This is a genomic window from Haematobacter massiliensis (assembly GCF_000740795.1).
Lineage (GTDB): Bacteria > Pseudomonadota > Alphaproteobacteria > Rhodobacterales > Rhodobacteraceae > Haematobacter > Haematobacter massiliensis.
In genome coordinates, this window is sequence record NZ_JGYG01000012.1 from 81,576 (window position 1) to 88,878 (window position 7,303).

6 protein-coding genes are annotated in these 7,303 nt (G+C 67.7%); 3 read left to right on the forward strand and 3 right to left on the reverse strand.

Annotation, left to right across the window (positions count from 1 at the left end; translation table 11 throughout):
• Position 1: 1 nt before the first annotated feature.
• Positions 2 to 1,306: a histidinol dehydrogenase gene (gene hisD / locus CN97_RS15910; RefSeq protein ID WP_035713421.1), complete on the reverse strand. Its 1,305-nt coding sequence runs from the start codon at positions 1,304 to 1,306 to the stop codon at positions 2 to 4.
• Positions 1,307 to 1,433: 127 nt separating this feature from the next.
• Here hisD and CN97_RS15915 point away from each other — a divergent pair, with 127 nt between their 5' ends.
• Positions 1,434 to 1,670 (forward strand): hypothetical protein, encoded by a 237-nt coding sequence (locus CN97_RS15915; RefSeq protein WP_035713462.1) that lies wholly within the window; start codon positions 1,434 to 1,436, stop codon positions 1,668 to 1,670.
• A 1,049-nt stretch (positions 1,671 to 2,719) separates the two neighbouring features.
• Positions 2,720 to 3,472 carry a M48 family metallopeptidase gene (locus tag CN97_RS15920; RefSeq protein ID WP_035713424.1) on the forward strand — a complete coding sequence of 251 codons (753 nt, stop codon included), beginning with the start codon at positions 2,720 to 2,722 and terminating at the stop codon, positions 3,470 to 3,472.
• 917 nt (positions 3,473 to 4,389) lie between these two features.
• Here the strand turns inward: CN97_RS15920 and CN97_RS15925 are convergent.
• The gene (locus tag CN97_RS15925; RefSeq protein ID WP_051911315.1) at positions 4,390 to 4,719 is read right to left on the reverse strand and encodes a YnfA family protein; all 330 of its coding nucleotides are present in this window, start codon (positions 4,717 to 4,719) and stop codon (positions 4,390 to 4,392) included.
• Entirely contained in the window at positions 4,716 to 6,374 is a 1,659-nt protein-coding gene (locus CN97_RS15930) for an NAD+ synthase (RefSeq protein ID WP_035713426.1), read from the reverse strand. Before CN97_RS15930 ends, CN97_RS15925 begins: the two co-directional genes overlap by 4 nt.
• A 382-nt stretch (positions 6,375 to 6,756) precedes the next feature.
• On the opposite strand from CN97_RS15930, the gene CN97_RS15935 reads away from it, so the two are divergent.
• Positions 6,757 to 7,303, forward strand: a 547-nt coding sequence (locus CN97_RS15935) for a 2-isopropylmalate synthase (RefSeq protein WP_035713466.1), incomplete at its 3' end; no start/stop codon positions are given.

Sequence of the window (7,303 nt, forward strand, 5' to 3'; positions counted from 1 at the left end):
CTCAGCCTCCATTCAGCCGGTCGAGCCGGGCGCGGACGGAAAGGCCATGCGCCTCAAGACTCTCGGAGCGGGCCAGCCGTTCGGCAGCCGGGCCGATACGCCCCAGCGCCTCCGGTGTCATCCGGGCAAGGGTGGTGCGCTTCATGAAATCCAGCACGGACAGGCCGGAGGAGAAGCGCGCCGAGCGGGCCGTGGGCAGCACATGGTTCGGCCCGCCCACATAGTCGCCGATGGCCTCCGGCGTCCATGCGCCAAGGAAGATCGCACCCGCATTGGAGATATCGCCGGCCAGTGCCTCCGGCTCCTCCACGCAAAGCTCCAAATGTTCCGGTGCGATGCGGTCGGCCAGCTGCGCCGCCGTGGCAAGGTCCGGCACAGTGATCACCGCGCCGTAGTCCCGCCAGCTTGCATCCGCAATATCACGGCGCTCCAGCAGGGGGATCAGCCGTTCCACCGAAGCGGTCACGGCGCGTGCCAAAGCGGGATCGGGCGTGATGAGAATGGATTGCGCGCTCGCATCATGCTCCGCCTGGCTGAGCAGGTCGAGGGCGATCCAGTCGGGATCGGCGTCGCCGTCGGCAATGACCAGTATCTCCGAAGGGCCGGCGATCATGTCGATCCCGACCTTGCCGAAGACGCGCCGCTTGGCCGCGGCGACATAGGCGTTCCCGGGGCCGGTGATCTTGTCCACCGGGCGGATGGTTTCGGTGCCGTAGGCCAGCGCGGCGATGGCCTGCGCGCCGCCGATGCGATAGACCGTCTCCACCCCCGCGAGCCGTGCGGCCAGCAGGACGAGGGGGTTCACCTTGCCGCCGGGCGTAGGCGCACAGATCACCAGCCGCTCCACCCCCGCCACCCTTGCCGGGATCGCGTTCATCAGAACCGAGGATGGGTAGGAGGCCAGCCCGCCGGGCACATACAGCCCCGCCGCGCCAACCGCTGTCCAGCGCCAGCCGAGCGTCGCGCCTGCGTCATCGGTCCAGCTTTCGTCGCCGGGCAGCTGCCGCGCGTGGTAGTCGCGAATGCGCTGTGCGGCGAGTTCCAGCGCCGCGCGCTCCTCCGCGTCGATGCCGGTGATGGCAGCGTCTATCTCCTCAGCCGTGAAAGCCAGCGTCTCCGGGGTCAGGTCCAGCCGGTCGAATTTCCGGGTCAGGTCGATCACCGCGGAATCACCACGCGCCCGGACATCGGCGATGATATCTGCCACCGCCGCGTCCACGTCCGGCGCATCCTCCCGCTTGGTGGCGAGGAAGCTCTGGAAGGCGGTTTCGAACGCGGCGTCGGTGCAGTCGAGGAATACGGGCATCGGGGTCTCCTTCCCGCCTTGGTAGCCGCTGCCGCCCCCCGCCTCAAGCTCAACCGAAAGAATGGCGTGCCCGCGGAAAGAATGAGGGGGGCTTTTCTTGGCTCATGGCCGCCGCTATCATCGCCGCATGTTCACGATCGAGCACGATTTCGACGCGACCGTGGTGACGCTGGTCGATGAAGGCAACGCCCCCCTGCAGGAGGACGTGGTCTGCAATGGTTTCGACGACCGGGTGACGGTGGAGCAATACGATCCCCGTAAGGATGAGGTCGTCTCCATTACCTTCTCCATGTCCCAGATCCGCGACCTTGCCGCTGCGCTGAACCTGCCAGAAGGGGTTTATCGGCTTCGTCCCATCCGGTGATGTTGCTGCGGACAGTGCATCCTCGACCGGCAGGCGGAGGGGGCTGTCAGCTTCGTGCCGGCCGCTGAGGCTTGGTCCCTGTGTCCTGCAATCGGCTGCTCTGGCCCGCATGGTTTCGCCCTGATCTCAGGAAGCCTTGTCTCCCCGTTGAAGGGGACAGATCATGGATCTTGCCGGTTCAGCCTTCCGGACGCGGCCACTGGCCGGAAATGGTGGTTTTTGCAGCCAGAGGAGAATGCGCGTCGCGATGATTGCTGCGGCGGTGCGCAGCAGGTCCAGGTGGCATCTGTTTGGTCCCGAGCGATGCACGAAAGGTTTCACCCCATCCGCTCGTCTCCTGCGGGACAATGCGCATAGGGCAGCGCCCGCACCCTGAACAGGCGACGGTGCCTTGGCTTCAACTGATAACACAGCGACCCGTGACGGCGACCTGTGCGGCGTTCTGACCTGAACAGCATCCACCGCGGTCTGGAAAACTCCGGCCTTCTGTGACGGCGCGCTTATCGGGAGCACGTGCTGCGGGGACACCCTGCCTACTGGCGGTCCCGATGGCTCCGCTCCCCACTCCCGGTATGCGGGCAGCGCCGAGAATGCTCCTGCAAGGAGGACGCCGGAAAACACGGGTTCCCCCTTGCGGGTATCCCCGCGCGGGCGGGTTTCCCACACTTCGATGGCGCGGCTTTTCGCGGCACCGGACCCGCAGCGCTGGCCGAGCCACGCCCAGTTCCCCGTGGCCGGGGGTGCCTCGGCCATCCTGTATCGCCGTCTGCCTGCGCGGAGAGAATGCCCCTGCAAGTTATGCCTGAGAGGCCGGGTTTCCCGGATGCGCAGGCCTCGACCCAAGGGGGATTTCCGGCGGGCGGGACTTTCCTTCTGCTCGACGGCTTCTGCCCGGAGGAGGCGGATCGCGGCGCCGATGGCGCAGCTTTCCGCGCACCAGCGCATCTTCGGCACTGGCGCATCCGCCACAGCTTCGCGAGCTGCGGGGGAGGGGTCTTTTCCTCGGCAGGACAGGGGGCTAGATAACCCGAAGACGACCCGGAGTGACGATGGCTCGGTTCCCGCTTCTGCTTCTTCTTCTGGCGATGGTGACCGCCGCCTGCGCCCCCGCATCGCGGGACAGGATACCCGTGCCGGTCCCGCCCTCGCGTACCGAAACCACGCCCGAATATCGGCCGGGGGCGCGGCTGGATGCCCGGACGGCGGCGCATAATTTCATTGTGGTGGTAGACCGGATGGAGCCGGTGGTGGAAGCGGAATGCCGACGCCAGCAACCCCGGCGCGACTGCGATTTCCTCATCGCCGTGGATGACCGGCCGGGCCAGCCCGCCAATGCCTTCCAGACGCTGGATGCGGAAGGGCGTCCGGTGCTGGCCTTCACGCTGTCGCTCATTGCGGATGCGCGCAATCAGGATGAGATCGCCTTCATCATGGGACATGAGGCCGGGCACCACATCCTCGGCCACCTCCCGCGCGCGCAGCAGCAGGCGGCGGCAGGGGCGATGATCCTCGGCACGCTGGCCACCCTCTCCGGTGCTGATGCGGAAAGCATCAAGCAGGCAGAGGGAATGGGCGCCAGCATGGGTGCGCGCACCTATTCCAAGAACTATGAGCTTCAGGCGGATGAGCTGGGCACGATTCTGGCCTATCGTGCGGGGTTCGATCCCGCGCGCGGGGCAGAGTTCTTCCGCCGCATTCCCGATCCCGGCGACCGGTTCCTCGGCTCCCACCCTCCGAATTCGGAGCGCCAGCGGGTGGTTTTCAACACCTTGCGGCAGCTTCAGACCGGGCGGATCCGCTAGGGGTCCGCGCCGTGTCGATCCACCGGGTGGACGCGCGGGCGAGCAGTGCGGCGGCCAGAAAGTTTCGCGCGGGCCTGTCGTGTCAGTTGCGCCGCGACGCCAGCCCGTCAGGCGGAAGCCCATGCGTGCGCCGCGGTTGCGGAGCGCAGGCCTCGGGCGTCGTGGGGGGTGGCGCTCGGCGGTAAGTCGTTGGTGCGCCCGCCTCCGTGACAAGCGCCCCGGGCAGGTGGTTGGCGTCCTGTCCCCGGTCGGCGACCAGCCGGCGCGCCGGCTCGGCCACCTCGATCAAGGTCTCGACCAAAGCCTGGGTCGTGGCGATTGGTGTTATCTGCGGTGTTGTTGGCGGAAGTCGGCAGAGGCCAGGCCTGCCCCTGCCGTCGGCCACTCCGTGCAGCTTCGTCGTCCAACCGCCACGGGAGGGCCTGTTCCTTGTACGAAGGCCCCTCCTTCGTGCCGCTGCCGAGCGGTGGGCCTTGATATGGTTGACGTCGATCGACATCATCGGGTCATCGGGTCATCGGGTCATCGGGTCATCGGGTCATCGGGTCATCGGGTCATCGCGGCCCTCCGTGCACCCGGGATGACCGGTCAGCGCCCCGAAGAGCCTGTGCCAGCCCCGTGGTCGCAACCAGCGGGCGGTGTGGAGATCGTGCAGAGGCCGCAGGTCGGGGCAACTTCGTCACGGCAGGTGCGCACTCCCGGAGATTACCCGCCGGTCATCCATGCGATGCCAGCTCTTTCCGCCTCCGTGGCAGGCGCGATCCGCACCCCCTCCGCCTCGCCTCTCCGGTAGCAGCCCCGCCTCCGACGTGCGAGACGACGGACTCACAGGAGAACCCCCGAAGCCTATCGCGCACGGGCACCGGAGCACGGGGGGGCGCGCCGGTGATGGATGCCCGAGGAGCGGCTGGCAGCGGTCAGCGTGGCGCGGCGAGGATGACGACCGATCCGGCGAGCACGAGAGCCGCGCCCGCCATGTCCCAACTGTCGGGGCGCTGCCCCTCCACCAGCCAGAGCCACATGAGGCTTGCCGCGACATAGACCCCGCCATAGGCCGCATAGCTCCGCCCGGCGTGATCCGCGGGGGTCAGCGCGAGAAGCCAGCCGAAGGCAAAGAGCGCGGCCATTCCCGGCGCCAGCCACCAGGCGGGGGCACCCATCCGCCACCAGGCCCAGATGGCGAAGCAGCCCGCGATCTCTGCGATCGCGGCGGTCAGGTAAAGGATCGGCGCCGGAGCGGAGATCACGACGGATCGCGCCAGCGGTTGACGATCGGATAGCGGCGATCCAGCCAGAAGGCGCGCTTCGTCAGCCGGGTTCCCGGCGCCGACTGGAAGCGCTTGTATTCGGAAAGATAGACCAGCCGCTCTACCTTGCGCACCGTCTCCGCATCGAACCCGGCGGCCACGACCTCGGCGACGGAGCAATCCTCGTCCACCAGCATTTCCAGCATCCGGTCCAGCACCGGGTAGGGGGGAAGGCTGTCCTCGTCCTTCTGGTCGTCGCGGAGTTCGGCCGAGGGCGGCTTGTCGATCACGCGGGGTGGAATGACGATGCCCGGCGGCCCCATCATCCAGTCCCGGTGATGGCGGTTCCGCCAGCGGCAGGTTTCGAAAACGCGGGTCTTGTAGAGGTCTTTGAGCGGGTTGTAGCCGCCCGCCATGTCGCCATAGATCGTGGCGTAACCCACGGCGACCTCTGACTTGTTGCCCGTGGTAAGCAGCATCTCCCCGAACTTGTTCGACAGCGCCATGAGCAGCAGGCCGCGCATCCGGGACTGGATGTTCTCCTCCGTCAGATCGGGTTTCATCCCCTCGAACAGCGGGCCGAGCGCGGCGCCTGCGGCCTCCACCGGGCCGGAGATCGGCACCTCGTCCAGCTGGCAGCCGAGGGCATGCGCCACGCCCGCCGCATCCTCCAGCGAATGGGCGGAAGTGTATCGCGAGGGCAGCATGACGCAGCGCACGTTCGCCGGGCCGATGGCATCGGCAGCAATGGCCGCGACCAGCGCGCTGTCCACCCCGCCCGACAGGCCCAGCAGCACTCGGCTGAAGCCCGACTTGCCAAGGTAATCCCGCAGCGTCTCCACCATCACGCGGTAGTCGGCCTCCCAGTCGTCGGGAACGGGCACGACCTCTCCCCGCAGGGCGCGCCAGCCGTCTTCCCGCTGCACCAGATCGACATGGGCGATGGCTTCCTCTCCGAACGGCATCTGAAGCGCCAGTTCGCCCCCCGGATTGAGCACGAAGGATGCCCCGTCGAAGAACTGGTCGTCCTGACCTCCCACCATGTTGAGATAGACGAGAGGCCGGCCCGTTTCCGCCACGCGCGAGGCCATGAGACCGATGCGTGTTGCCTGCTTGCCCCGGTGATAGGGGGAGCCGTTGGGCACCACCATCACCTCCGCCCCCGCCTGGGACAGGAGGCGCGCGACATCCTCGTGCCAGGCATCCTCGCAGATCGGCGTGCCGAGGCGCAGCCCGTCCAGCACATAGCCCTCGCCCACCGTGCCTTCGGCGTAGAGGCGTCTTTCGTCGAACACCTCCTCGTTCGGGCGGTGCTTCTTCAGCACATGCGTCATCCGCCCGCCCGAGAGCACGTGCCACGCATTGTAAAGCCGTCCGTCCTCCCGCCAGGGCGCGCCGATGCCAAGCGCGGGCCCGTCGGCGCAGTCCTGTGCCAATTGCTCAAGCACCCGCATCGCGTGGTCGGTGAAGGCGGGTTTCAGGACGAGATCCTGCGGCTGATAACCGATGAGGAACATCTCCGGCAGCACGACAAGGTCCGCCCCCGCCGCCTTGCCCGTCTCCCAGGCATGGCGGGCCTTTTCCGCATTGGCCTCGATCGCACCGACCGTGGGATTCAGCTGGGCGAGCGTCAGTCGGAATGCGGCGGCGGTCATGCGGTGTCCCCGATCGTTGGTCGTGCGCTGATGTTCCAGTTAGCCGCTTGCGGCCCGGAGGGAAAGCGGGGAGGCGCGTCCCAGGCTATTCGCCCGCAGCGCGTGGCCTTGTCCGGCTGGCCATTCGCCGGCAGGGCGGGGTGGCCTTGTCCCGCGATGATGGCTCCGCTACGGTCGGCCCGATCCGCCCCAGCCGTCGCCAGGGACGGGATTTCAGCGGACATCACCGGGAGGAACGGGTTTGGCTCCGAGAGGTATCGCAGCGACCGCAGGTGGCATTCTCATCGCGGCGCTGGTGGCGCTTCCCGCCGGATCGCAGCAGGCGGCGCCCCAATCTGCACCGTCGCAAGGCGAGCAGGCCGCGCCTGCAGGCAACGCTCCTATAAGCACTGCTCCCGCAGGCACCGGGCCGATCATCACCAAGCAGTATGACGACGGCTCTCTCTATCAGGGCACGTTTCGCGCGGGTCGGCAGCATGGTCAGGGCAGCTACAAGCTGCCGAACGGCTATGAATATTCCGGCGACTGGGTGGACGGAGAAATCCGCGGGCAGGGGCGCGCGCGCTATCCGAATGGCTCGATCTACGAGGGTGCTTTCGCCAACGGGCGCCCCGAGGGATCAGGCCGCATGGTTTTTGCCGATGGCAGCACCTATGAGGGCGCCTGGGCCGCGGGTGAGATGGCGGGGGAGGGTGTCCTCCGACATGCGGATGGCGCGGTCTATTCCGGGCATTTCGTTACCGGGCGGCCCGATGGTGAGGGGGAGCTGCAATCCGCCGACGGGACGCGCTACGCAGGCGCGTGGAAAGAGGGCCGGCGGGAGGGGGACGGTCGCATCTCCTATCCAGACGGCTCGGTCTTCGAGGGCGCCTTCGTCGCCGACCGGCGGCAGGGAGAGGGGCGGCTCACGCTGCCGGACGGCATGGTCT

Coding starts and splice junctions, on each gene's coding strand:
- hisD (WP_035713421.1), bottom strand. CDS start 1,306: ATGCCCGTATTCCTCGACTGCACCGACGCCGCGTTCGAAACCGCCTTC.
- CN97_RS15915 (WP_035713462.1), top strand. CDS start 1,434: ATGTTCACGATCGAGCACGATTTCGACGCGACCGTGGTGACGCTGGTC.
- CN97_RS15930 (WP_035713426.1), bottom strand. CDS start 6,374: ATGACCGCCGCCGCATTCCGACTGACGCTCGCCCAGCTGAATCCCACG.
- CN97_RS15920 (WP_035713424.1), top strand. CDS start 2,720: ATGGCTCGGTTCCCGCTTCTGCTTCTTCTTCTGGCGATGGTGACCGCC.